Origin of the sequence: Haloarcula rubra (assembly GCF_019599465.1) — an archaeon.
Taxonomy (GTDB): Archaea; Halobacteriota; Halobacteria; order Halobacteriales; family Haloarculaceae; genus Haloarcula; species Haloarcula rubra.
The window spans coordinates 673,184-693,632 of record NZ_RKLR01000002.1; the positions used below are offsets into that span (position 1 = coordinate 673,184).

Genomic DNA, 20,449 nt, shown 5'->3' on the forward strand with positions numbered 1-20,449 from the left:
ACACCGTCCGGCAGTCGCGTCGCTGCCTCGCCCACGGCGTCGCCGCACGACCTCGTGAACCGTCGGTTATATTCTGGTTGACGTGAGAGGCTAGCGTATGTCTCAAGAGTACGCGTCCGTCGACCTCGTCGGGGACGAGACGGTCAAGCACTTCACACAGGCGGTGCTCGTCGCGGCGCTGACGGCGGCGCTCTCGCAGGTGTCGATACCGTTGCCCGGGACGCTCCCGCCGTTCTCGCTCCAGCCGTTCGGGATGTTCTTCGCGGGCCTCCTCCTCGGCCCGCTATGGGGCGGGTTCGCGCTGGCGCTGTACCTCCTCGTCGGTATCGCCGGCGTGCCGGTGTTCTCGAACGGTAACGCCGGGCTGGGCTACGTCCTCGTCGGGCAGGGGACCGGGGGCTTCCTCGTCGGCTTTCTCGTCGGGAGCGTCGTCGCCGGCGCCGTCGTCCACCGGGGCGTCGAACCCCGCGACCTCGCCGCGGTGTCGGTGCCCGTCCAGATCGTGGGGCTGTTCGCGGCGCTCGTCGTCGTGTACGCCATCGGCGTCCCGTGGCTGTCGGCGGTCACGGGACTCCCGCTCCCCAAAGCAGCGGCCGTGATGGCCCCGTTCGTCCCGCTCGACCTCCTGAAACTCGGTATCGCCGTCGCCATCGTCGAGGGTGGCTACCTCGCCCGGCGATGATAACGGTCCGGGACCTCACCTTCCGGTACGGCGACCGGGTCGTCCTCGACGACGTGTCACTCTCGATTCCCGAGGGCCAGTTCTGCCTGCTCGTCGGCCCCAACGGGAGCGGGAAGACGACGCTCGTCCGGCATCTGAACGCGCTGTTGACGCCCGACAGCGGGACGGTCGACGTCGACGGGACCGACGTGCGCGAGGCGCCGGTGGTCGCGCGGACGACCGTCGGGATGGTGTTCCAGCACCCCCGCGACCAGTTCGTCGCGGCGACGGTCGGCGCCGACGTGGCCTTCGGCCCGGAGAACCTCGGCCTCGACAGGGCCGAGATAGACCGGCGCGTCGAGGACGCCCTCGCCGCCGTGGGGCTGGACGGGCGGGCCGACGAGCGGCTGGACGAACTCTCCGGCGGCGAACAGGCGCGTGCGGCCATCGCGGGCGCACTCGCGATGGAACCCGACTACCTCGTGCTCGACGAACCGCTGGCGGGGCTGGACTGGCCGGCCCGCGAACGCGTCCTCTCACGTCTCGACGCGCTCCACGACGACGGGACCGCGCTCCTCGTCGTGACCCACGACCTGCGTGACCTCCACGACCGGGCCGACCGTGTCGTCGGCCTTCGGGACGGGCGGGTCGTCCTCGACGACGACCCCGAGGGGGCGCTCGACGACCTCACGGACCTCGGCGTGCGTGACCCGCGATGCTGAGCTACCGACCCGGCGAGACGTTCGCCCATCGGCTGGACCCCCGTTCGAAACTGCTGGTCCAGTTCGGCCTCGCCGTCGCCGTCGTCGCCCACCCGACGGTGCCGTGGCTCGCCGCCGCGACGCTGTTCGGCCTGCTGGCGGTGGCGGCGGCACGACTCTCGCCGCTGGCCGTCCTCCGGTCCTACCGGGTCGTCTTCGGCGTACTGGCACTCGCACCGGTGCTCGCCGGTCTCACGCTGGGGCCGCCGTGGTTCCGGGTCGACCCGGCGCTTCGCTCGGCCCGCCTCGTCGCCCGGGTCGTGCCGGTCCTGTTCGTGAGCGCCGCCTATCTGCGGAGTACGCCGGTTCGGGAGACGCGTGCGGCGGTCCAGCGGGTCGTCCCGGGGAAGGCCGGACAGTTGCTCGGCGTCGGCACGGCGCTGGTCGTCCGCCTGTTCCCGGTCGTCCTCGGCGACGTGCGCGAGATTCGGGACGCGATTCGGGCCCGCGGCGGCGAGCGTCGCCCGCCGTGGGAACGGGCGCGACTGCTCGTGGTCCGGTCGCTGGAGCGGACGCTCGCACGCTCGGACCGACTCGGCGTCGCGCTCCGGGCGCGCTGTTTCGCGTGGAACCCGACGCTCCCGCCCCTCGCGTTCGCTCGGGCCGACTACCCGGTGTTGGCGCTGGGGCTGGCACTGTCGCTCTCGCCGGCGCTGGCACTCCTCTAGTCCGCGGCGCGACCGCTCTCGTCGCTGGCGTACGCTCTGGTCACGTCGACCAGCGCCTTGCGGAACTCCGACTCGTCGGGGTCCGGAGCGAGCGACTCGAAGTGGCGCTTGAACTCCGAGAGGTCGACGTCGGCGGCGTCCTGTGCGGCCGCGTGTGCGAGGTCGTACAGCCTGTGGTCCTCGGCCACGAGGTCGTGGCGCTCACACAGTGCCAGTGCGAAGGCGGCGTTGACCGCCGTGATGTCCGGGTCCGCGGCCGGCGTGAGACGGGTCGCGCTGCCGGTCTGTCGCGGGTGCTGTGGCGGCACGGCGACACTCCCCCACCCGCGCATCTCGGCCGGTCGGTCGGCGACGGCGGCCGCCAGACTCGCCTCGAGGAAGCCGACGAGTTTGTCGCCCGGGGCCATCGCCATCCAGACGTCGTCGGCGTAGACGTCTTTCATGTGGTTGGCTATCTGGTAGCAGTGAATCAGTTTCCGCCGTTCGACGGACCGACCGGCGAGTGCGAGATAGATGGCCTCCTCGGTCGACTGCGTGTGTGAGGGGTGACCGCACTCGTAGTGGTGCATGTGTGCGAACTCGTGGAGGGCGAGTTCGCGGGCCATCGCGCTCGTCGCGGCCTTCCGTGAGATTGTCAGTCGGTGGCTGTCGTCGTCGTGACTCACTCGGGTCCGCTCGTCCGGGTCCGCTTCCACCCGTACTGTCACCGGTCGGTCGAGGTCGTACTCGGTCGAGAAGAGGTCCCGCGCGCTGAGAAACGGTTCGGCCGGCCCACTCCGTACGTGGACGTCCATGTGTGTTGTTCACACGCTGTGCGGACGTATGGCTCTTGCGGGCGAGTCGCCCCGTTGCCGACCGTCTGGCGCCGCGACCGGTGGGCCGACGGGACTGCCGTCTCCCGAGTGGGACGTTCGCGTGCGAATAGCACGCTCACACGGAAACACTATCCTTTTGACCCTCCTGTGGATACGCTTCTGTATAATGGGCCGACGCAAGAAAATCGTTCAAGAATGTGAGACACTGATGGACGACCCGGAGCACATCCGGAACATCGCCATCGCCGCTCACGTCGACCACGGCAAGACGACGCTGACGGACAACCTGCTCGCCGGTGCGGGCATGATCTCCGACGACACGGCCGGCCAGCAGCTGGCCATGGACACGGAGGAGGACGAGCAGGAACGTGGTATCACCATCGACGCGGCGAACGTCTCCATGACCCACGAGTACGAGGAGACGAACCACCTCATCAACCTCATCGACACCCCCGGCCACGTCGACTTCGGCGGGGACGTGACCCGTGCGATGCGCGCCGTCGACGGCGCGCTCGTGGTCGTCGACGCCGTCGAGGGTGCCATGCCCCAGACGGAGACGGTGCTCCGACAGGCGCTCCGCGAGGGCGTCAAGCCGACCCTGTTCATCAACAAGGTCGACCGCCTCATCTCCGAACTGCAGGAGGGGCCCGAGGAGATGCAGCAGCGTCTGCTCTCGGTCATCCAGGACGTCAACGAACTCATCCGCGGCATGACCGAGGAGATGGACGACGTCGAGGACTGGACCGTCTCCGTCGAGGAAGGCACCGTCGGCTTCGGGTCCGCCCTCTACAAGTGGGGCGTCTCGATGCCGTCGATGCAGCGCACCGGGATGGACTTCGGCGAGATCATGGAGCTCGAACGCGCCGACAAGCGCCAGGAGCTCCACGAGCGCACGCCGCTGTCGGACGTCGTGCTCGACATGGTCTGTGAGCACTTCCCGAACCCCGTCGACGCCCAGCCGATGCGTATCCCCCGCATCTGGCGCGGCGACGACGAGTCCGAACTCGCCGAGCAGATGCGACTGGTCGACGAGGACGGCGAGGTCGTCCTCATGGTCACGGACATCGGCGTCGACCCCCACGCCGGCGAGATCGCCGCCGGCCGCGTCTTCTCCGGCACGCTGGAGAAGGGTCAGGAGCTGTACGTCTCCGGGACCGCCGGCAAGAACCGCATCCAGAGCGTCGGCATCTACATGGGTGGCGAGCGCGAGGAAGTCGAGCAGGTACCCGCCGGCAACATCGCCGCCGTCACCGGCCTGAAAGACGCTATCGCCGGCTCCACGGTCAGTAGCGTCGAGATGACCCCCTTCGAGTCCATCGAACACATCTCGGAGCCGGTCATCACGAAGTCCGTCGAGGCACAGAACATGGACGACCTGCCGAAGCTCATCCAGACGCTCCAGCAGGTCGCCAAGGAGGACCCGACCATCCAGATCGAGATCAACGAGGACACCGGCGAACACCTCATCTCCGGGCAGGGTGAGCTCCACCTGGAGGTCATCGGCCAGCGCATCGAGCGCAACCAGGGCATCCCCATCAACACCGGCGAACCCATCGTCGTCTACCGCGAGGCGCCCCAGAGCGAGTCCCGCGAGGTCGAGGGCCGCTCGCCGAACAACCACAACCGGTTCTACATCACCGTCGAACCGCTCAGCGACGACATCGTCGAGACCATCAAGCTCGGCGAGGCGTCGATGGACATGCCCGAACTGGAGCGCCGAGAGGCGCTGCAGGAGGCCGGCATGGACAAGGACGACTCCCAGAACATCGAGCACATCCACGGGACCAACATCCTCCTCGACGAGACGAAGGGTATCCAGCACCTCAACGAGACGATGGAACTGGTCATCGAGGGGCTCGAAGAGGCCCTCGACGACGGCCCGCTGGCCGCAGAGCCAGTCCAGGGGTCGCTCCTGCGTCTCCACGACGCCCGTCTCCACGAGGACGCCATCCACCGCGGTCCGGCTCAGGTCATCCCGGCCGTGCGTGAGGCCGTCCACAACGCCCTCATCGACGCGGACATCAAACTGCTGGAGCCGATTCAGCAGGTCCGTATCGACGTGCCCAACGAACACATGGGCGCGGCCTCCGGCGAGATTCAGGGTCGCCGTGGCCGCGTCGACGACATGTACCAGGAAGGGGACCTGATGGTCGTCGAGGGCGTCGCGCCCGTCGACGAGATGATCGGGTTCTCCTCCGACATCCGCTCGGCCACCGAGGGTCGCGCCTCCTGGAACACGGAGAACGCCGGCTTCCAGGTCATGGCCGACAACCTCCAGCCCGAGAAGATCACCGAGATTCGAGAGCGAAAGGGCATGAAGACGGAACTGCCCGCCGCCATCGACTACTTCTAACGTCTGCCGTACTGCGGTTCTGCCTCTCTCTTCTCTTCTCTCTCGCCGCCCGCTCGATAGTCTGTGGCGTCGCACCGGTTGTTACAAAAATCGTGTGCCTGCTGTCTCGTCCCGGGACTCACCGAAGCACCGAGACGTGTTCTCTCGACGCGAACACCGAGAAGTTCGTGGCACCGCAGGTCCGACACTTCCGCGGACTCGTCTCCGACGTCGTAGCCATCACGACCCCACATTCGCGACAGACGTGTAGCGTGTCTCTATCTCCCATGGTGAAAGCTACGATACATGATGTCATAACAACATGTTAAAACATCTCTCGCGAGGTGAATCCGACGTCGGACCTGAGCCACCATGCTTAGGCGGTTGCACGGTCAACTGGCGGACATGGCGAACCGACTCCATCAGGTCGTCGACCTCCTCGTCGCCGCACTCGTCGCCGGCACGTCGACGTTCCTCTGGCAACTGGTCGTCCCGCCGGCCGTCGCACTCTGGATATCGACGCTGTTCGCGGCCATCTACTACTTCTCGCGGAACCCGTGGGGTTCGCCCCGCGGCGAGCAGTTCAACGAACTGATAGACGACATCTACGACCGGTACCTCCCCTGACGGTGCCGACTAAACGGACGGTTTCTTATACGTGCCCCTGCTGAGTCTCCCACAATGAGCGGTACTACTTCACAGGAGGTGAGCGGGCGATGAGCGACTCGACCGACGAGGTTCGGTCCTACACACTGCGGCTCGAACTGGTCGACGAACCGGGCGAGCTGTTGCGCGCGCTCGAACCCATCGCCAGCAACGGCGGGAACCTCCTCTCTATCTTCCACGAGCGGGGCAACGTCACGCCCCGCGGGCACATCCCCGTGGAGGTCGACCTGGAGGCGACCCCCGAGCGATTCGAGGCTATCGTCGACGCCGTCCGCGACGCCGGTATCAACGTCATCCAGGCCGGCGCCGAGCGGTACAGCGAGACGCTGACGGTCGTCATCTCGGGTCACCTCATCGACTCGGACCTCTCCGATACGCTCTCGCGTATCCAGGAGTCGACGAACGCCACGGTGACCGACCTCTCACTGTCTGCCCCCGAGGGGACCGAGGACGCCTCCAGCGCACGCATCCGGTTGGCGACCGAACAGGGCGCCGCCGACGGCGTGATGGAGACGGTGCGTGACCTCGCGGCGGAGAAAGAGCTTCGCGTCATCGAACCCCTCGCGGCCGGAGGTGACCTATGAGACTCGCCGTCCTCGGCGCCGGTGCCGTCGGCTCTTCCGTCGCCGAACTGGCGGCCGACTACGGCCACACGGTCACCGCCTACGCGGACTCACAGAGCGCCGCCGTCGACCCCGACGGCGTCGACGTGGCGGGCGCAATCGACCGAAAAGCGACCGACGGCATCGTCGGCGACGCCGACCCCGGAGAGGCGGTCGCCGGTGACTACGACGTCCTCGTCGAGGCGACGCCCACGACGCTGGGTGACGCCCAGCCCGGGTTCGGCCACGTCGAGGCCGCGCTGGAACGGGACCGGCACGTCGTCCTCGCCAACAAGGGCCCCGTCGCCGAACGCTACGCCGACGTGCGCCAACTCGAACGGGCGAGCGAGGGGTCGGTGCTGTTCGAGGCCACCGTCGGCGGTGCGATGCCGGTGCTCTCGACCATCGCCGACTTCGACCCCGAGCACATCGACGCGGTCCGCGGGGTGCTCAACGGTACCGCGAACTTCATCCTCTCGCGGATGAGCGCGGAGGGGCTGGGGTACGAACACGTCCTCGCGGAGGCTCAGGACCTCGGCGTCGCCGAGGCCGACCCGACCTTCGACGTGGACGGCACCGACGCCGCCCTCAAGGGCGTCATCGTCGCCAACGTCCTCGCCGACGACGGCGAGGAGTACACGCTCGACGACGCCGACGTCGAGGGCATCGAGGACATCGAGGGCAGCGCGCTCGAACTGGCCGCCGAGGACGGCCGGACGGTGCGCCTCATCGCCGAGGTGGCCGACGGCGAGGTCCGGGTCGGCCCCCGACTCGTCCCCGAGAACGCGCCGCTGGCCCCGACGGGCACTCGCAACATCGTCCAGTTAGAGACCGAACACGCCGGGCGCCTCAACATCTCTGGCCGCGGTGCCGGCGGCCCCGAGACGGCCAGCGCCGTGCTCGCCGACGTGGGCCGTCTCCCCGAACTGTAGGCGCTTTCTGCCGGTGTGTGCCGCCCCCGTCGCGTGACACCGCGTCCCAAATCGCCAGACAGCGCGGTTCTCGCCCGCGATTGCTTTCGAAATCGTTTTATGAACCACCGGCCAAAGACTCCGATATAGCGCCCCTGCGCGTGAGAAACAACAATGAGCGACGAACAACACCAGAACCTGGCCATCATCGGCCACGTCGACCACGGTAAGAGCACGCTCGTCGGCCGACTCCTGTACGAGACAGGGTCGGTACCGGAGCACGTCATCGAACAGCACAAGGAAGAGGCCGAGGAGAAGGGCAAGGGCGGCTTCGAGTTCGCCTACGTCATGGACAACCTCGCCGAAGAGCGAGAGCGTGGTGTCACCATTGACATCGCCCACCAGGAGTTCAGCACGGACACCTACGACTTCACCATCGTCGACTGTCCCGGCCACCGCGACTTCGTGAAGAACATGATCACGGGCGCGAGCCAGGCCGACAACGCCGTCCTCGTCGTCGCCGCCGACGACGGTGTCCAGCCGCAGACTCAGGAGCACGTCTTCCTGGCCCGTACGCTGGGCATCGGCGAACTCATCGTCGCCGTCAACAAGATGGACCTCGTCGACTACAACGAGTCCGACTACAAGCAGACCGTCGAAGAGGTCAAAGACCTCCTCAACCAGGTCCGCTTCGACACGGAGAACGCCTCGTTCATCCCCATCTCGGCCTTCGAAGGCGACAACATCGCCGAGGAGTCCGACAACACGGACTGGTACGACGGCGACATCCTGCTGACCGCCCTCAACAACCTGCCGGCTCCGGAGCCGCCGACGGACGCGCCGCTCCGCCTGCCGATCCAGGACGTCTACACCATCTCCGGCATCGGTACGGTCCCGGTCGGCCGTGTCGAGACGGGTATCCTCAACACCGGCGACAACGTCAGCTTCCAGCCGTCTGACGTCTCCGGCGAGGTCAAGACCGTCGAGATGCACCACGAGGAAGTCCCGAAGGCCGAGCCCGGTGACAACGTCGGGTTCAACGTCCGTGGCGTCGGCAAGGACGACATCCGCCGTGGTGACGTCTGTGGTCCCGCCGACGACCCGCCCTCGGTCGCCGAGACCTTCCAGGCCCAGATCGTCGTGATGCAGCACCCGTCGGTCATCACCGAGGGGTACACGCCGGTCTTCCACGCTCACACCGCACAGGTCGCCTGTACCGTCGAGTCCATCGACAAGAAGATCGACCCGTCCTCCGGCGAGGTCGCCGAGGAGAACCCGGACTTCATCCAGAACGGCGACGCCGCAGTCGTCACGGTCCGACCCCAGAAGCCGCTCAGCATCGAGCCGTCCTCCGAGATTCCGGAGCTCGGTTCGTTCGCTATCCGCGACATGGGCCAGACCATCGCCGCTGGGAAGGTCCTCAGCGTCAACGAGCGATAACACATGTCCCAGCAGGCACGCGTTCGGCTCGCGGGTACGAGCCCCGAGGACCTCGACGACATCTGCGCCGACGTGCGGGAGATAGCGGAGAAGACCGGTGTCGAACTGTCCGGTCCCGTCCCGCTCCCGACGAAGACGCTGGAGGTTCCCACCCGGAAGTCCCCCGACGGTGAGGGGACCGCGACGTGGGAACACTGGGAGATGCGGGTCCACAAGCGGCTCATCGACATCGACGCCGACGAACGGGCGCTGCGCCAGCTGATGCGCATCCAGGTGCCCAACGACGTCTCCATCGAGATCGTCCTCGAAGACTAGACCACTCCGGTCTCCCGCTTCGAGACGGCACCCGCCCCGAATCGCACGCCGGGACACACCCCACATACCGTGTGAATCGCTATCGAAGGTCGCCCTCACGCGCAGGGTTTATACCACCCCGCGTTCGAGTGGCAGACGACGAGGGCTCGTAGATCAGTGGCAGATCGCTTCCTTCGCAAGGAAGAGGCCCCGGGTTCAAATCCCGGCGAGTCCATTCCTACTTATATCCCAGTTAGGAGTGTTCTACAGCTGATTTTCGAGGGGCGTGAGTAACTCCTCGTGAATTCATCACGCTCCATGACGGATGTCATTTAATGAGTACCCCCTCCCCAGAGGCCACTCTCTTGTTCAGTCCAGCGGCAAGGTTTTGTATATGTGAACGTAAAGCATGTGTATATGTCTGATGCAGACACCACGACCGGCGATGATGGACCAGAGATGGTCCAGATCAACCTCCGGCTGAGCAAGGCGTTCCTCGAAGACATCGACACAACGTGGAAAGAGGAGGGATTCAATTCGCGGAGTGAGTTCCTCCGATACGCAGCACGCGACGCGGTGAAACACCCCGAGTTCTCTCGCGAGGGATGGAAACAGATTGCTGCCAGTGAACACGAACTGCGGTCTGGCGACGCAGAGTTAGTGTCGCGTGAGGAAGTCGTCGAGCTGATGGGTCGAGACGAAGATGACGAGTGACGAGTGGACGTGGAAGTTCACGACGAGGGCGGCCGACCAGTTCGATTCCCTCGACCCGCACGTACAGGACCGAATTATCTCGAAATTGGATGAAATCGTCGAGTCAGAATGGCGCGAACCTGACGACTTTCTCGAACCGCTGACTGGTGGCCCGTTCTCGAAACTCCGGGTTGGGCAGTACCGACTTGCCTGTACACTCGATCGAAGCGGACCAGTACTGGAAGTCCATCGCATCGAACATCGGAGCGGTGCCTACACTGCCGACGACGATTAGATATCCCCATATTCGTAATCACCTGACTGCGGGCTGATTTAACCGATTCTTTCACGCAACGTCATCGTATCCCGGCGAGTCCACTCACGGTCTATTCCTCTCGTTAGCCGATAAATGGCTTGATGCGGTTGTTTTGCCGAACTAGCTTAACTCGATTCCGTCACGGTTCGTGATGCACCCCTCGTCGTCGTGTGATTTGCCGCATTTAATCGTCTCGAGCCCTGATACATTTCGACGGCTGTGCTGAATACAGAGCGCGTATCGGTCCTATGTATAATGGTAGCTATTCATATCAATCAGCAGATATATAAAATATGCTGGAATGAATGTTACCACGGAGCAACCCGTTCGTTGGGCTAAAGGAGTGGTCTCGTCGTGGATGCTTCAGATGTAGTTACAACAGTCGTCGAGATTGGCACCACAGCGGAGTCCGACACCAAGCCTCCGGCACAAACACAGCACCCTGGCTTGGAGATAGAGCGGGTCCACAGTGTAGAGCAGGTCCTTGATCGGGTTCGCAACAGTGACCCAGACGTCCTGCTCGCCGGAGGCCCGCTCTCCGAAATGGATAGCCCAGATCTCGTCCGTGCGGTCCGCTTGCTGGACGAGAGGCTGCCGATCGTCGTCGCGGAGGCAGACCAGGAACGTGCCAGAGCGGCCAGAGCGGCTGGGGCCGATGAAGTGATCGCGTCACCGGGAGAATCGGGGGAAATAATCGCATCCCTGGAGGAGGTTGTTACCGGAGATAGTGGGGACCCGGAGGAACTGGAGAGTGAACGGCGGTATCGAGAACTGGTGCAATCTTCTCCCGCACCGATCAACATCTTCGACAAGGAGGGAACAATCCTCTACTCGAATCAGGCGACCGCCGACCTGCTCGGGGTAGACAGTCCGTCCGAACTGAGCGGGAGATCGATCTTCGACTTCATCGACACCGAGTATACCGATATCGCCGAGGGAGAGTTAGCTCAAGTGATCGCCGCAGAGGAGGCGGTCGGACCGACGCAGATGCGGATTGTCAGTGAAGACGGAGACGAGCGATACATCCAAGTTTCAACTGCACCTGGAGAATTCCGCGGCGAACCTGTCGGTCAGGCAGTAGTCATCGATGTCACGCCCCTCCGCGAAACCGAGCACGACCTTCGAGCCGAACGGCAGTTCGTTCAAGATGCACTGGACGCCCTTGACGACATATTCTTCGTCACGGATTTCGATGGGGAGCTCAGGCGCTGGAATGCGGCCCTCTCAGAAGTCAGTGGATACTCCACCTCCGAGCTGGATGAGAAACCCCTCCCTGAACTCGTGAGCGGCGAAGACGAGTCCCGAATCTCCGAGGCAGCCGTGACGGCCCTCGAAGAAGGGACCGCGATGACTGAGGCGACGCTCGTTTCCAGATCCGGGAGAGGGATCCCACTCGAAGTCTCTTTCCAGCAGATCACGGATACCGAAGGAAATCTCATCGGAGTGGCCGGAATCGGCCGGGACATCTCCGACCGGAGACAGCGTACCCAGGAGTTGAAGAACCAACGCGAGCAACTGTCGGTGCTCACCCAGACGAATCGGCTGGTGCGGGATATCAATGCGGAATTGATCAGGGCGAAGAATCGGCGCGAGATCGAGCGGGTCGTCTGTGAGCAACTTGCGGAGGCCGGGCCGTACGAACTCGCCTGGATCGGCAACTTCGACCGGGAGGGTGAGCGATTCGTTCCCCGGACTGTGGCCGGAGAGGAGAAAGGTTTCTTGGACACCCTCGTGTCTGGAAGTGACGAGTACACTACCAGAGAGCCGATGGAGCGAGCGCTTCGCACGGGCGAGGTGCAGTCATCCTCTGTGTCCGACCCCGTGTTCGACCGCTGGCAGGACGCCGCAGAGGCATATGGCTTTAGTACTGTAACTGCGATTCCGATATCCTACCAATCAGCCACGTATGGGATTCTCACCCTCTACTCCGGTACGAGCAGTGGCCGGGAAGCCCTGAAGAAGGATGTCCTTCGAGAGTTGGGAGAGTCGATCGGGGCCGCGATTAATTCGACCCAGCGAAAACAGGCACTCCACCCATCTCCGGGAACAGAACTCCGAATTCGGATAACAGATTCGACCGAATTCTTTGTCCGATTCGCCACTGAACTCAACTCGAAGGTGACGCTGGCCAGGTCGACGCCGCAACCCGATGGCACCTACAGTCTGCAGGTCTCGGTCGCGGATCCCGAGAGACTCCCCCGAGTCTGCAATCAGTTCATCTCGATCGATACGTGGACCCGGTTCGATGACGGCGATGAAGATATCTCCGTCGAGTTGCAGGTGACGGATGTTGGTCTGGTCGAATGGCTTGCAGACCATGGCAGTACGCTAATCGGGTTGACTGCGTACCCGGAGTACTGTGAAATCACGGCCGCTACTCCGCCTGAGACCGATAGCCGGACGTTCGTCGACCAGCTCAAGTTGAGTTTCAACGGCGTAGACCTACTCGCCAAGGAAGCGGCCGTGAATCGGCTGGGACCATCTTCGTGGGATGCGATCACCAATGCGCTCACGAATCGACAGTACGAGGCACTCACGACCGCGTACAACGAGGGCTATTACGAAACCCCACGCCGCAAGAGCGGGGCCGAGATCGCCGATATGATGGGCATCTCAGCGCCGACGTTTGGCAATCACCTTCGGAATGCCCATCGGTGCATCCTCGAGGAAATCCTCGGGAGCCAATCGGATACGAGTGACGAGTCCGTAGACGACAGATGACGGGAACGCAGCGGCTATGGTCCTCAACCCAAGTGATTGCGTACGGACGGTGGGCTCGAATCGTGGGGCGGCAATTCATACTCACTCGACCCGAAGAACCTGAGAAACGACAGTCCTGCTGGCGTCTACAATGATTATGTGGACTAGGGTCGGTCGGGAATTCCCAAATCCGGCTCCTCTACATAGACATAGGCGATGGGTGGATCGAACACGGCGTATTTTCCCTGTGCAGGATCGTACAGGATTCGCTTTTCCGTATCGATCGCGAAGTCGACGAGGTCTTCTAACGTATCGAGTTGTGCTGTGTTGATTGGGTGGTGTGCTGGGAGTGAGCCCTCCGAGATCCATTCCGCGTAGCGGGCTTTGTGGAGGGTGGCCCGTTCACGGTCGGCATCGAACCGATTGCCGTAGACGACGGCCAGGCCTGCTCCGACCAGTCCTCCGAGGCTAAGCAATGCGAATACGAGTGTCGTGTGGGGGAGGGTAACCGCACCCAGAACAGGAAACGGAAGGGAGCTTGTTTTTGCAGGATCCACCCGGACGGGACTGTCCGTCGGGCGTAGCTCATCCTGTACAGATCCGTGACCGATTTTGTACGAGCCTTTGCTGATGTGAATCGGTCCGCGGTAGTGCAATGAGCTGGACTCAGTCGGAGTGTTGTATCGTGATTCAGCGTCGAGATACACGTGAACCTGTCCAGCATCACCGATCTCCGATTCAAGTCGGGCGACGTTCCGGGCTACCTCGGTGACGTTTATCCTCGCGGCAGTCACCACACTTTCGCCCGACGTTGCGGTATTCGTCCGGTTGAGTCGCTGTCGTTGTGTTATGAACACCTCGTTTCCAGCGGTGCGAGCTTCGTAGACGAGCGTCAGGCGTTGGTCAATCTGTACACGGTCGGTAGCGGGTGGGGTCGTTACCAGTCTGGCCGTAACGGTGGGTGTGTACGAACGCAGGTACACAGGCATGTCCGTGATCGTTTCCCCCCTGGTATAGAACGAAGCCGCATTCTCGACCGTTGCTTGCGAGTGAAGGCCCATCGATATTGACTCCATCTCGCTGCTGTACGGAGCCTCAGTGGTCGGTGGTGTCACAGCGGTAACTCCACCCCCGACAAGGCCGACGAGCACAAGTACGAGACAGACCCCTGTGATCACTCTGCCCCGCGTGGCGAGCAAATACCGTAGTTTGTGAATTCCGGGAATCATCTATGTGGTCAGTGATACGTTTCTGTCCGGTGCTGTCACTGTCAATCCGGTCCCTGTCGCGTTCACGCCGAAGTAGATCTGCTCGCCATCGAGCGTCGAGTCCGACACCACGTCGATATCGATTTCCCGAGACGTACCCGTCGCAAGGGAGAACGTGTACGAGTCGCCAACGCTCGTGCCATCGACGACGAGGTCTCCCTTGTCGGTGGAGTCGGCGCGGAGCGCGATCTCGACCGAGACATCAGTCCCAAGGTCGTTCGTGACCGTCACCAGCCGACTCGTCTGCCCGATGGTGGCTGATGATGCGACAGCGAGGTTGTGAATGGCGTTCGAATCGTCGACCACCGAGATCGTCGCCCCACGACCCACCTCCGCAGTCGTGAATGATGCCGCAGGGAGGACGGTTGCGCCCACGAGGACGGCGGTGCTCACGACGATTACCACTCGCCACCAGTTCCGGTGACGCGGGTGGGTCCGCCGTCTCATCTCAGTCGCCTCCCGAGCGGTCGTCGTCGAGACTGGACCTGGAGAACGGTCTTCCCGTCGACGAAAACCCACGTGAGAACGTAGATTGCACCGAACAGGGTGGACATCGTTGTGAGTGCGGCAACGGCGGGGTGAACGGCCTGGAGCGGGGCGACGACCCCGTACGGTACGATCGCTGGATACCGATACAAGCGGACCTCACCCCGGTATGGCCCGGGCTCCGACTGTGCAGGTATCTGAACCCGAAGCGCGCCCGACTCGGCGGTGGCGTCGGTTGATTCGATGGCCATCCCGTTCGTTTCGATGAACTGGTGGGTGTACGCCGGCTGTTCTCCGATGTCGACATCGAGCGTGCGTGTCGCGGATTCCCCAACCGGGATCGAAAGCTCGCTCGCCGAGGGGGTGTCGGTTACGGTGAAGGTGGCCACTGCCGCGGGTGCACCCAGGACGAATGCCGCCGAGGTCCCAACGACCGCCATCAGAACGAGCGGCAACAGCAGCGTCCGTAGCCGAACGACGTCTCGGCCTCGTGTCGTCTCCCGTGAGATTGTGACCAGGCTGAACAGCGCGACCAGTCCGCCGAGACCGAGCCTCCAGTGCTCCTGGACGAACTCGATAGCGATACCCAACCGCGGGAAGACGACCGGAGTGGTGCCGACCGTCGCCACCTTTCCGAGCACCTCGTCGCGCGTGACGGGCGGGTATCCCGCCCGCTGGTCCGTCGTTGGATTGTTGTCTCCCTGCGTCACGAACCCGTCCTCGGTGACCGCGACGACGCGATGGGTCGCGTACTCGCCCCGTTCTTCGGAGTAGAACGTGAGAACATCGCCGGACTCGACGGTCCCTGCAGGGACCAGGAGATATCCGTCGCCCTCTCCGATCGTCGGCTCCATGCTGTCGCTGTAGACGTACGACAGCTGGATCGGCGAACTCGGCAGTACGAAGACCGCCAGACAGACGACCGCGACGAGGTAGAGCCACCGACCCATAGAGAGTGAAGGTGGACGGATCAGGCCGTGATGGTGAGCGTCCCCGAGAGGTCCGTCGTCGACGTGTCGACGTTCGTCGTGTCGATGGTCAACACGACGTAGTAGGTCGTGCCGGCGGTGGCCGTGAAGGTCCCGCTGCTCTCCTCGCTCGCAGTCGCCTCGTCGACCGCCTGCGTGTTCGTGTCGTCCCACGAGTACACGTCGAACTGGACGTTCGGGTTGCCGCCGTCGAGGTCGGAGTTCGTGAGTGTGTAGGAGAACGTGACGTCGTTGCCCTCGGACGGCGTGAGGCTGAACGCGTACGTGGTGTTCGGACTGGTGGCGTCGCCGAAGACGAACTCGGAGCCGCCGTTCAGCGACGAGAAACTGATCGAAAGCTGTCCGCCGCCGTCCTTGGTGATCTGACTGAAATCCGCACTCGGCGTGAGCTGGACGAGTGCAGTGTCGTCTGCACTGACGTTGATTGTGGCGCTACGGGTGACGCTCGCGCTCGTGTACGCAGCGGTTCCGATACCAGTCCCGACGACTGCACCGACTGTTGCGATGAGTGTTCTTCGACGCATCAATAAAACCGTGCCACCCTATCTGCAAAAGCAAGAGCAATAATTAGTAATACCGAGCAATCTCCACGTACTAACTACTTAGCCCCCACTCAACGAGGGATGGTCAAGACAGCTCGGATGAGCACGAGTCACGCTCCGAGACTTGGCGCGCTGGCGCGCACCTATCGCCCGCCGTCGGCGGTCAGTCCTAATCATTTCTAGTCGTCTGGCGGGAATCGGCGCAAATGCCACCATAGGAGATGAAGCGATCGGCAGCGAGCCCCCACACCGTGTATAGAATGCCGACTCTAAGGGAGTTCCGAGACCCGAAACGATCTGCACAACTGACGAGACCGCTCAATCGTATCGTTTCTTGGCATACTGAGTAGAATATACTCTAAGTCATAAGCTGCTGAACCCACCCTCTGTATCGGTCACGCCGTTACTGACAGGACTTGAGCAGGTCAATCGCGACTATGCGAGATGCATAGCGCGAATCTCACACAGGAGTACCCGGTCGTCATCAGGTTATCACACCGTTCGCTTCCCAACTGTAGGCCAACTAGTCAGGGACTGGCCCCACAACGGAGCTTGAGCCGACAGAAGACGTATTAGTCAGAGGAGACTTGAAAGAATCTGGACCTGAGAATTGGACCAAGACAGGATGTGAGACAAACATGCCTGAGCGAACCGAAACCGCAGACGTTGTCGTCGTCGGCTGTGGCCCCGGCGGCGCTGTCCTTGCCTACCTCCTGGCCCGGAGCGGAGTTGACGTCGTACTCGTCGAGCGTGCCGCCACGTTCGAACGCGAGTACCGGGGATTCGGCTGGAATCCCGGTGTGATCCGCCTGTTCGACGAGATGGACCTCCTCGAGGATGTTCTTGCCCTAAGTCACGAGACCGTCACCGACGGTGCGTTCTCGCTGTACGGCGAGGAGATCTCTGTTCTCGACTTCGACCTGCTCGATACCGACTATCCGTACGCGCTCATGATGGAGCAGCCAGCACTGCTGGAATGCCTCGTTGACAACGCCAGTACCTACGACAATTTCACGTTTTACCCTGCGACTACCGTCAGGGATATCCCCACGAACACGTCGGAGAGGACTCGAGGCGTGGAAGCCCGCGACCGGAACGCCGACGAGGACGTTGCGTTCGAAACGCAATGCGTCGTTGGAGCCGATGGTCGATACTCGACGGTTCGTGGCAGCGTCGGCATCGATCCCGGACTGTACCAATCGCCGATCGATCTCGTGTGGTTCAAGCTGCCTTCCGGGGTTGTCGACGCCGGGGCACAGGGTCGAATCGACCGCAACGGTGTTCTGCTGTACTTCGGTCTTGGGGGCGGTGACCTCCAGATTGGATACCTCGTACGGAGCGGTGAATGGAGTTCGATCAGGGAAGGTGGGTTCGACGCATTCAGCCAGCAAGTCGCCGAGATTGATCCGCACGTCGGCTCAGCGATGGGCGCGCATCTGGATGGATTCCGTGACACTACCCTTCTCGATGTTGCGCCGGGCATCGCGGACACCTGGTGCAGGGATGGGCTTCTGCTCATCGGTGACGCCGCACACACTGCAAGCCCCATCGGCGCACAGGGCAACCCGCTCGCCGTCGAGGACGCAGTCGTTGCCCACGATCTTCTCGTCGACGCACTCACCGATACGGACGACATTCTCGACACCGAGATCCTCTGCGAATTGGAGACACGCCGGCGCACGCACGTCGAACAGGTTATTTCGCTCCAGCGTCGCGCCGCGTCCAATCTCGCGTTCTGGCTCGATTACGGTGGCTATGTCCCACCGAGACTCGTTCGAGGGGTAACGAAGATGGCCGGGTGGATAGTGCCTCGCTCGAGGTGGGTCCGAAGGCTGATCGAAACGTTCGCACTCGGTGATCGGTCGGTTTCTGTCGCCCGAGCCCACTTCACTGAGTACCCTGTTTGACTCCGTTCTCCCCAACGACCAGCAAAATTGTTTCGTCACGACGGTCACCAGGCACCCTCACCAACTGGGGCAAACACTGTTTCTCGATGGACGGTCACAGTTCACAGGAAGACATCTGAACCCCAACGCCACCCTTCATTTTCAATGGAGCACGAAACCTTATTCAGTGAAACATCGATGTGCGAGTGATTTAGCGTCGGACATCTGAAAAAACGAACGCCGTATCTCAGAACGTTTCAGCTCCGCCGCGAACTCTACAGAACACTAGGTGACGAAGCGCTCAAACATGCTATCGATGCCGTCCTCTGAAAAATCAATAACGTGCTTCCCAAGAGCGAGAACCGAATGTGCAGTGCTGAATTCACCCTCTGTATCGATCACGCGGGTCCTGACTGGACTCTGAGAGTTCGTTCAGATGGTGCTGAATACAGGGCGCATATCTTGGACGCTCTGCACCGGCAAAACCGGTGATAGCGACATTTGGGTCTCTAACAACAAAACGGACTGAGTTGGGTTGCTGGTCTACTCGCGGTCCCAGAGATACACCGCAAGCGCAAGGAGTCCGCCGAAGAAGGTCAAAAAGGTCAGTCCGCCAACGGCAAGCGCCCAGAATGCAGCGTTCTCGTTCCCACGCTGCTCTGCATCGTTATACACCCAGTAGGCCAGCACGAAGGGAATAATCAGGAAAAACAGACCGATTATTAGGAGTTCTGGACCGCCGGGAATACCGAATTGGAGGGGGACCATAACTACCCGTTGTCCCATATAGATGAAAAAAGGTATGATAACTTGGAAGTCACACTCGCGGTACATTCTCCACGATGGGCGTTCCTGATGGCGTTTTACGCACCCGGTCTGTAGTTCCCGTGTGCTGAACGCAACCTCTGTATCGGTCACATCGCTACTGACAGCCACCGAGTAGTTCTCCGAGACTGTGCTGCATACAGAGCGCGAGCCTTACAAACCGTAGATTGAACCGTGCCCTCAAAATAGAGCATGGCTCCGGCGCTCCATTCGGCCTATGGAACAGGTCTATGAACGTCGGATGTGAATTTTTTCGTCCTCGTATCTATCTACGTCTTCCCGGCGGAGCTCGTGGGTTTGATCCTCGTCGTCCCATCCCAACATCTCCTTGATTTCATCAGTCAGGCTGTCGTGGTCGTCGGTCCGTTCAACGGTTGCCCGGTCACTCCGTACCTCTTGGACGGTTCCGATCGTGTGGCCATCGTACGTGACAATCGGTTTCCCTCGGTGTAAGTCGCTGAACTCGCTATGCATACCACCTGTTATGTGGTGATACAGGAGGAAAAAGGAAGAGCTTGCAAGTGCTTGCTCCTGAGGTTACTGACCGACCGCCAGCGCGAAGTACGCGCGGTGGCAGAGAAGTTGGGCTACTACGACACGCCGCGCCGGGCGACCCACGAGGACGTCGCCGATCGGATCGGTCTCAGTATCGGAACCGTCACCGAACACCTCCAGAAGATCGAAGCCAGCGTGTTCGACCAACTGGTCACCTGACTCGGTGCACCGACCGGGAATCCGTCGATTGGCCCGTCCGTTGTGCGAAGCGCCCGCTCGGAATCGCCTACTCGAACGGTCTCTCCGGATGACTACATCCGTGTTCGCGCGTCGGCTGTTCGTCTCAGCTCTCCAGCGCGCCGACGGAGACAGCGCGTCCGTCGTTCCACCGAACCCGGTCGGCACCCCATCCGACAGCTGACACCGGTGGTACCGCGACTCGCCCGTGCCACGTCGTCGAGCCCCGGCGAGTGGACGCGCCGGTTCTGTGGGCCATCGAAACGGTCGTGGACTATACGACTCCGACGTCGCTCGGTGTCACGTGCAGCGGAACGACGTCACCGATGGGTCTCCTGCGCGCGCGCTGTCGGTGGCGGTCACACCGTGCGTATCGGCCCGTCGAGTAGCATTCGACCGCGTTCCGGGCCGACGGCACATTCGGTCGGCTATGGTGCCACTCGCTTCCGTGACTGTCGGTTCTTCGCCTTGCCGTCGATTCTTGGACGGTGCCGTGGCACTGGTACGGCTTGTTCAGGCACTTAGCGGCCGCTCGTGCTGATACCCGTCGAAGCACGTCGCGTTTTATATTGGAATCTAGCTCTTCATCTACGCACCAGAAGCGTGTGAAACCGCCACACGTATGCGCTATGTGGGGTCGCCACAGGGCGTCCGCGAGACGAGTCATTTATGTATACCCCTCCCATCGGATATGATGCGAAGGTCGCCCCGGGTCGCCCCGGGCCGACACGGTCCGTCGCCACCTGGCGACGGGCCACCCAACATGAGGATTCCACCCCTGCGGTCCGCCGTCAAGATGGAATCTGATGTGAGCCCACGGACCCATACAGTAGTCACCATCGACGTAGGAGTCGATGGGTTA

22 protein-coding genes, 1 tRNA gene and 1 pseudogene are annotated in these 20,449 nt (G+C 62.5%); 16 read left to right on the forward strand and 8 right to left on the reverse strand.

The genetic code is table 11. The annotated features are described in order from the left end of the window. The first annotated feature begins 97 nt into the window (after window positions 1-97). The 3 genes from EGH21_RS08180 to EGH21_RS08190 are packed head-to-tail and all read left to right on the forward strand — an operon-like array spanning window position 98 to window position 2,090. Window positions 98-682, forward strand: a complete 585-nt coding sequence (locus EGH21_RS08180) for a biotin transporter BioY (RefSeq protein ID WP_220617968.1) — start codon at window positions 98-100, stop codon at window positions 680-682. Continuing rightward, window positions 679-1,383, forward strand: a complete 705-nt coding sequence (locus EGH21_RS08185) for an energy-coupling factor ABC transporter ATP-binding protein (protein WP_220617969.1) — start codon at window positions 679-681, stop codon at window positions 1,381-1,383. Before EGH21_RS08180 ends, EGH21_RS08185 begins: the two co-directional genes overlap by 4 nt. Further along, complete coding sequence (locus tag EGH21_RS08190) at window positions 1,377-2,090, forward strand: energy-coupling factor transporter transmembrane component T family protein (protein WP_220617970.1); 714 nt, start codon at window positions 1,377-1,379, stop codon at window positions 2,088-2,090. The genes EGH21_RS08185 and EGH21_RS08190 overlap by 7 nt, the downstream gene beginning before the upstream one ends. Here EGH21_RS08190 and EGH21_RS08195 read toward each other — a convergent pair. After that, window positions 2,087-2,884 (reverse strand): DUF5781 family protein, encoded by a 798-nt coding sequence (locus EGH21_RS08195; RefSeq protein WP_220617971.1) that lies wholly within the window; start codon window positions 2,882-2,884, stop codon window positions 2,087-2,089. The two genes, EGH21_RS08190 and EGH21_RS08195, sit on opposite strands and share 4 nt — an antisense overlap. Before the next feature lie 187 nt (window positions 2,885-3,071). On the opposite strand from EGH21_RS08195, the gene EGH21_RS08200 reads away from it, so the two are divergent. Then, a complete protein-coding gene (locus EGH21_RS08200; RefSeq protein WP_220617972.1) occupies window positions 3,072-5,258 on the forward strand; it encodes an elongation factor EF-2 in 2,187 nt (728 codons plus the stop codon). Window positions 5,259-5,376: 118 nt separating this feature from the next. Here the strand turns inward: EGH21_RS08200 and EGH21_RS08205 are convergent, their stop codons facing one another. Beyond that, complete coding sequence (locus EGH21_RS08205; protein WP_220617973.1) at window positions 5,377-5,526, reverse strand: hypothetical protein; 150 nt, start codon at window positions 5,524-5,526, stop codon at window positions 5,377-5,379. Between the two features lie 116 nt (window positions 5,527-5,642). Between EGH21_RS08205 and EGH21_RS08210 the strand changes: the two genes are divergently transcribed. The 9 genes from EGH21_RS08210 to EGH21_RS08250 all read left to right on the forward strand — a co-directional run bounded on the left by EGH21_RS08210 (window position 5,643) and on the right by EGH21_RS08250 (window position 12,880). Further along, window positions 5,643-5,864 (forward strand): hypothetical protein, encoded by a 222-nt coding sequence (locus tag EGH21_RS08210; protein WP_220617974.1) that lies wholly within the window; start codon window positions 5,643-5,645, stop codon window positions 5,862-5,864. Window positions 5,865-5,953: 89 nt separating this feature from the next. Then, window positions 5,954-6,487: an amino acid-binding protein gene (locus EGH21_RS08215; protein ID WP_220617975.1), complete on the forward strand. Its 534-nt coding sequence runs from the start codon at window positions 5,954-5,956 to the stop codon at window positions 6,485-6,487. Further along, window positions 6,484-7,437 (forward strand): homoserine dehydrogenase, encoded by a 954-nt coding sequence (locus EGH21_RS08220; RefSeq protein ID WP_220617976.1) that lies wholly within the window; start codon window positions 6,484-6,486, stop codon window positions 7,435-7,437. The genes EGH21_RS08215 and EGH21_RS08220 overlap by 4 nt, the downstream gene beginning before the upstream one ends. Before the next feature lie 153 nt (window positions 7,438-7,590). Beyond that, entirely contained in the window at window positions 7,591-8,856 is a 1,266-nt protein-coding gene (tuf, locus tag EGH21_RS08225) for a translation elongation factor EF-1 subunit alpha (RefSeq protein WP_220617977.1), read from the forward strand. 3 nt (window positions 8,857-8,859) lie between these two features. Next, entirely contained in the window at window positions 8,860-9,171 is a 312-nt protein-coding gene (gene rpsJ / locus EGH21_RS08230; RefSeq protein ID WP_135305362.1) for a 30S ribosomal protein S10, read from the forward strand. Window positions 9,172-9,313: 142 nt separating this feature from the next. Further along, window positions 9,314-9,385 (forward strand) — tRNA-Ala (locus EGH21_RS08235). Between the two features lie 182 nt (window positions 9,386-9,567). Continuing rightward, the gene (locus tag EGH21_RS08240; protein ID WP_220617978.1) at window positions 9,568-9,864 is read left to right on the forward strand and encodes a ribbon-helix-helix domain-containing protein; all 297 of its coding nucleotides are present in this window, start codon (window positions 9,568-9,570) and stop codon (window positions 9,862-9,864) included. Further along, a complete protein-coding gene (locus tag EGH21_RS08245) occupies window positions 9,854-10,138 on the forward strand; it encodes a type II toxin-antitoxin system RelE family toxin (protein WP_220617979.1) in 285 nt (94 codons plus the stop codon). Before EGH21_RS08240 ends, EGH21_RS08245 begins: the two co-directional genes overlap by 11 nt. A gap of 375 nt (window positions 10,139-10,513) precedes the next feature. Beyond that, complete coding sequence (locus tag EGH21_RS08250; protein WP_220617980.1) at window positions 10,514-12,880, forward strand: PAS domain S-box protein; 2,367 nt, start codon at window positions 10,514-10,516, stop codon at window positions 12,878-12,880. A gap of 143 nt (window positions 12,881-13,023) precedes the next feature. On the opposite strand, the gene EGH21_RS08255 is transcribed toward EGH21_RS08250, so the two are convergent. The 4 genes from EGH21_RS08255 to EGH21_RS08270 form a co-directional block, all read right to left on the reverse strand. Further along, window positions 13,024-13,974 (reverse strand): DUF5305 family protein, encoded by a 951-nt coding sequence (locus EGH21_RS08255; protein ID WP_220617981.1) that lies wholly within the window; start codon window positions 13,972-13,974, stop codon window positions 13,024-13,026. 114 nt (window positions 13,975-14,088) lie between these two features. Continuing rightward, window positions 14,089-14,520 carry a hypothetical protein gene (locus tag EGH21_RS08260; protein ID WP_220617982.1) on the reverse strand — a complete coding sequence of 144 codons (432 nt, stop codon included), beginning with the start codon at window positions 14,518-14,520 and terminating at the stop codon, window positions 14,089-14,091. Window positions 14,521-14,570: 50 nt separating this feature from the next. Further along, entirely contained in the window at window positions 14,571-15,563 is a 993-nt protein-coding gene (locus EGH21_RS08265) for a signal peptidase I (protein WP_220617983.1), read from the reverse strand. A 20-nt stretch (window positions 15,564-15,583) separates the two neighbouring features. Continuing rightward, a complete protein-coding gene (locus tag EGH21_RS08270) occupies window positions 15,584-16,126 on the reverse strand; it encodes a DUF1102 domain-containing protein (RefSeq protein WP_220617984.1) in 543 nt (180 codons plus the stop codon). A gap of 656 nt (window positions 16,127-16,782) precedes the next feature. Between EGH21_RS08270 and EGH21_RS08275 the strand changes: the two genes are divergently transcribed. Continuing rightward, complete coding sequence (locus EGH21_RS08275; RefSeq protein WP_220617985.1) at window positions 16,783-18,051, forward strand: FAD-dependent monooxygenase; 1,269 nt, start codon at window positions 16,783-16,785, stop codon at window positions 18,049-18,051. Between the two features lie 210 nt (window positions 18,052-18,261). After that, window positions 18,262-18,360: pseudogene (locus EGH21_RS08280) on the forward strand (IS1595 family transposase); the annotation flags it as partial. 213 nt (window positions 18,361-18,573) lie between these two features. Here the strand turns inward: EGH21_RS08280 and EGH21_RS08285 are convergent. Then, window positions 18,574-18,798, reverse strand: coding sequence for a hypothetical protein (locus EGH21_RS08285; protein ID WP_220617986.1), 225 nt, complete (start codon window positions 18,796-18,798; stop codon window positions 18,574-18,576). A gap of 285 nt (window positions 18,799-19,083) precedes the next feature. Beyond that, a complete protein-coding gene (locus EGH21_RS08290) occupies window positions 19,084-19,329 on the reverse strand; it encodes a hypothetical protein (RefSeq protein ID WP_220617987.1) in 246 nt (81 codons plus the stop codon). Here EGH21_RS08290 and EGH21_RS08295 point away from each other — a divergent pair. Next, entirely contained in the window at window positions 19,324-19,569 is a 246-nt protein-coding gene (locus tag EGH21_RS08295; protein WP_220617988.1) for a helix-turn-helix domain-containing protein, read from the forward strand. The genes EGH21_RS08290 and EGH21_RS08295 overlap by 6 nt on opposite strands. The last annotated feature ends 880 nt before the right edge of the window (window positions 19,570-20,449 follow it).

What these genes read in the sequence shown, in the direction of transcription:
- EGH21_RS08180 (WP_220617968.1), top strand. Translation starts at nt 98, where the DNA reads ATGTCTCAAGAGTACGCGTCCGTCGACCTCGTCGGGGACGAGACGGTC.
- EGH21_RS08185 (WP_220617969.1), top strand. Translation starts at nt 679, where the DNA reads ATGATAACGGTCCGGGACCTCACCTTCCGGTACGGCGACCGGGTCGTC.
- EGH21_RS08190 (WP_220617970.1), top strand. Translation starts at nt 1,377, where the DNA reads ATGCTGAGCTACCGACCCGGCGAGACGTTCGCCCATCGGCTGGACCCC.
- EGH21_RS08195 (WP_220617971.1), bottom strand. Translation starts at nt 2,884, where the DNA reads ATGGACGTCCACGTACGGAGTGGGCCGGCCGAACCGTTTCTCAGCGCG.
- EGH21_RS08200 (WP_220617972.1), top strand. Translation starts at nt 3,072, where the DNA reads ATGGGCCGACGCAAGAAAATCGTTCAAGAATGTGAGACACTGATGGAC.
- EGH21_RS08205 (WP_220617973.1), bottom strand. Translation starts at nt 5,526, where the DNA reads ATGGGAGATAGAGACACGCTACACGTCTGTCGCGAATGTGGGGTCGTG.
- EGH21_RS08210 (WP_220617974.1), top strand. Translation starts at nt 5,643, where the DNA reads ATGGCGAACCGACTCCATCAGGTCGTCGACCTCCTCGTCGCCGCACTC.
- EGH21_RS08215 (WP_220617975.1), top strand. Translation starts at nt 5,954, where the DNA reads ATGAGCGACTCGACCGACGAGGTTCGGTCCTACACACTGCGGCTCGAA.
- EGH21_RS08220 (WP_220617976.1), top strand. Translation starts at nt 6,484, where the DNA reads ATGAGACTCGCCGTCCTCGGCGCCGGTGCCGTCGGCTCTTCCGTCGCC.
- tuf (WP_220617977.1), top strand. Translation starts at nt 7,591, where the DNA reads ATGAGCGACGAACAACACCAGAACCTGGCCATCATCGGCCACGTCGAC.
- rpsJ (WP_135305362.1), top strand. Translation starts at nt 8,860, where the DNA reads ATGTCCCAGCAGGCACGCGTTCGGCTCGCGGGTACGAGCCCCGAGGAC.
- EGH21_RS08240 (WP_220617978.1), top strand. Translation starts at nt 9,568, where the DNA reads ATGTCTGATGCAGACACCACGACCGGCGATGATGGACCAGAGATGGTC.
- EGH21_RS08245 (WP_220617979.1), top strand. Translation starts at nt 9,854, where the DNA reads ATGACGAGTGACGAGTGGACGTGGAAGTTCACGACGAGGGCGGCCGAC.
- EGH21_RS08265 (WP_220617983.1), bottom strand. Translation starts at nt 15,563, where the DNA reads ATGGGTCGGTGGCTCTACCTCGTCGCGGTCGTCTGTCTGGCGGTCTTC.
- EGH21_RS08270 (WP_220617984.1), bottom strand. Translation starts at nt 16,126, where the DNA reads ATGCGTCGAAGAACACTCATCGCAACAGTCGGTGCAGTCGTCGGGACT.
- EGH21_RS08275 (WP_220617985.1), top strand. Translation starts at nt 16,783, where the DNA reads ATGCCTGAGCGAACCGAAACCGCAGACGTTGTCGTCGTCGGCTGTGGC.
- EGH21_RS08285 (WP_220617986.1), bottom strand. Translation starts at nt 18,798, where the DNA reads ATGGTCCCCCTCCAATTCGGTATTCCCGGCGGTCCAGAACTCCTAATA.
- EGH21_RS08295 (WP_220617988.1), top strand. Translation starts at nt 19,324, where the DNA reads ATGCATACCACCTGTTATGTGGTGATACAGGAGGAAAAAGGAAGAGCT.
- EGH21_RS08290 (WP_220617987.1), bottom strand. Translation starts at nt 19,329, where the DNA reads ATGCATAGCGAGTTCAGCGACTTACACCGAGGGAAACCGATTGTCACG.